The organism is Rubrimonas sp., from assembly GCF_036788415.1.
In the GTDB taxonomy this organism is placed as follows: domain Bacteria; phylum Pseudomonadota; class Alphaproteobacteria; order Rhodobacterales; family Rhodobacteraceae; genus Rubrimonas.
The window spans coordinates 1-1,858 of sequence record NZ_DAIQNN010000238.1 but is presented as its reverse complement, the minus strand read 5'-3'; the positions used below and the strand labels follow the sequence as shown (position 1 = coordinate 1,858).

Annotated in this window: 4 protein-coding genes; 2 read left to right on the top strand and 2 right to left on the bottom strand. The window is 68.6% G+C overall.

Annotated features, from left to right (window positions below; translation table 11 throughout):
* Window positions 1-251: 251 nt before the first annotated feature.
* On the bottom strand, window positions 252-752 hold the full coding sequence (locus V7Q31_RS19075) for a hypothetical protein (RefSeq protein ID WP_333835415.1): 501 nt from the start codon (window positions 750-752) through the stop codon (window positions 252-254).
* A 148-nt stretch (window positions 753-900) separates the two neighbouring features.
* Between V7Q31_RS19075 and V7Q31_RS19070 the strand changes: the two genes are divergently transcribed.
* Both V7Q31_RS19070 and V7Q31_RS19065 read left to right on the top strand, forming a co-directional pair.
* Window positions 901-1,128, top strand: coding sequence for an AbrB/MazE/SpoVT family DNA-binding domain-containing protein (locus tag V7Q31_RS19070; RefSeq protein WP_333835414.1), 228 nt, complete (start codon window positions 901-903; stop codon window positions 1,126-1,128).
* Window positions 1,118-1,513, top strand: coding sequence for a PIN domain-containing protein (locus V7Q31_RS19065; protein ID WP_333835413.1), 396 nt, complete (start codon window positions 1,118-1,120; stop codon window positions 1,511-1,513). The genes V7Q31_RS19070 and V7Q31_RS19065 overlap by 11 nt, the downstream gene beginning before the upstream one ends.
* 134 nt (window positions 1,514-1,647) lie before the next feature.
* Here V7Q31_RS19065 and V7Q31_RS19060 read toward each other — a convergent pair.
* On the bottom strand, window positions 1,648-1,858 hold a 211-nt coding region (locus tag V7Q31_RS19060), incomplete at its 5' end, for a hypothetical protein (RefSeq protein ID WP_333835412.1).

Here is a 1,858-nt window from a genome sequence, read left to right as displayed (position 1 = left end):
TCGGGCCGCGTCAGCGCCCGGAACACCGCCCCGTCCTTCACGCCCGACGCCCGCAACCACAGGTCGAGCGCCTTCGCCGCGCGCCCCGTCAGCAGCAGGGGGCGGCGGCGCCGTCTCCTTGTGGGTCTTGGTCTCGCGCAGGCGGACGGTGATGGTCCCGTCCGCCGCGAATGCCGAGCGATCGAGGTCCTCGACGCGTAGGCCAGCAAGCTCCGACCGTCGCCGCCCGCCCGTGGCCCAGGCGGTCTCGATCAGCGCCGCGTCGGGCAGCCGGTGCAGGCCGCGCGCGCGCGCGCCAGCAGCGAGCGCAGGGCAGGGGAGCCGAAGGGCCCTGCGAGGTTGCGCGCGCCGTGCAGCCGCCGCCAGGACGCGAGCCGCCGCTCCAGCGTGCTCGGCCGCGGCATCGCGCGCGAGCGCCGGAGCCCGAGATCGATCAGCACGTCGGCGGTCAGTCGCGGGGGATCGTCGGGCGCCAGCGCCTCGAGGTCGGCGCTGTGGTCGAGGATGAAGCGGGCGACGATGTCTTCGCTTTCGGGGAAGGCCAGCTCCTCGCCGACAGCGACGCGCTTCCAGGCCGCGAGATAGCGCAGGTCGCTCTCGAGCGCCCGACGGGTGTTTTCCGGGATGGTCTCGCGCGCGAGCCGCTCGATCAAGTCGCGATAGATCGGGGGCAGGGCCTCGCGCGGGCCGACGAGCGCGGCGAGCGCCGACGACCGGGGCAGGGGAGGGGCGCCGAACGGGCCATCCGACATCGGCTTCTCCTGTCGACGCCCATGGGCGCCGGTGACCGCGTCACAGGATCATGTTCGATCTTTGTCCACAAGTCGAGCCGTGGGACGCCGCCTTGCGGATAGTCACTTTTCTATGTATATCCACTCCGATGCAGTCAGGGAGGACGTGATGCAGGTTGCCAAATGGGGAAATTCTCTCGCGGTGCGCCTGCCCTCGGCCCTCGTGCGGGAGCTGGGTCTGAAGGAGGGCGACCGGATCGAGCTGGTGAAGGACGGCGACGCGGTGGCGCTGCGCCGCCATGCGCGCGCCGAGGAGGTTCTCGCGGATCTGCGCCGGTTCAGGGGCAGGCTGCCCGCGACGGCGCGACTGGGCCGCGACGCCGCGCATGAGCGCTGAGTTCGCCGACACCAACGTGGTTCTGTATCTGCTTGACGACGGGCCGAAGGCGGCCCGCGCCGAGGCCATCCTCGGGCAGGGGCCGCGCATCAGCGTCCAAGTGCTCAACGAGGCGCTGGTGAACTGTCGCCGCAAGGCGGGGTTGAGCTGGGAAGAGACGGGCGCCTTCCTCGCCGGCGTCCGGGCGCTGTGCGCGGTCGAGGATCTGACGCCGCAGACCCATGACGTCGGCCGGGCGCTGGCCGAGCGCTACGGCCTGTCGGTCTACGACGCGATGATCGTGGCGGCGGCGCTGCTGGCCGGGTGCGCCACGCTGTGGAGCGAGGACATGCAGGATGGTCTGCTGGTCGAAGGCCGGCTCCGTGTCGTCAATCCCTTCGCCTGATCTGCGCGGAAACGGTCAACGAGCTGTTCATGTTCCACCTTTGTCCGATTGTCGATAACTGCATCTTATCGGCAATCAATCTAGCGGGGCGAGACGTCACTATAGGCCGCGAAAATAACAAAAAATGCGCGCAATTAAAAAAAACCCATTGTTTTAAAACACGAGTATAACGTTAGGCATCCAGTTGTCTCGGACGCCGCTCCGGCATCGCTGTCGTTCTCCAGCATCCCTCCGACATGGCCGCCGTTGAGGTGATGGATCCGGGCGCGATGATCACTGGCGCGCTCTGTGCCACCTGTCAACGGCGGCGAGAAATCCGGCCAGTTGGGCGGCGGGAAATCCCGC

Excerpts from the sequence above, each read along its gene's own strand:
- V7Q31_RS19070 (WP_333835414.1), top strand. The coding sequence starts at position 901 with ATGCAGGTTGCCAAATGGGGAAATTCTCTCGCGGTGCGCCTGCCCTCG.
- V7Q31_RS19075 (WP_333835415.1), bottom strand. The coding sequence starts at position 752 with ATGTCGGATGGCCCGTTCGGCGCCCCTCCCCTGCCCCGGTCGTCGGCG.
- V7Q31_RS19065 (WP_333835413.1), top strand. The coding sequence starts at position 1,118 with ATGAGCGCTGAGTTCGCCGACACCAACGTGGTTCTGTATCTGCTTGAC.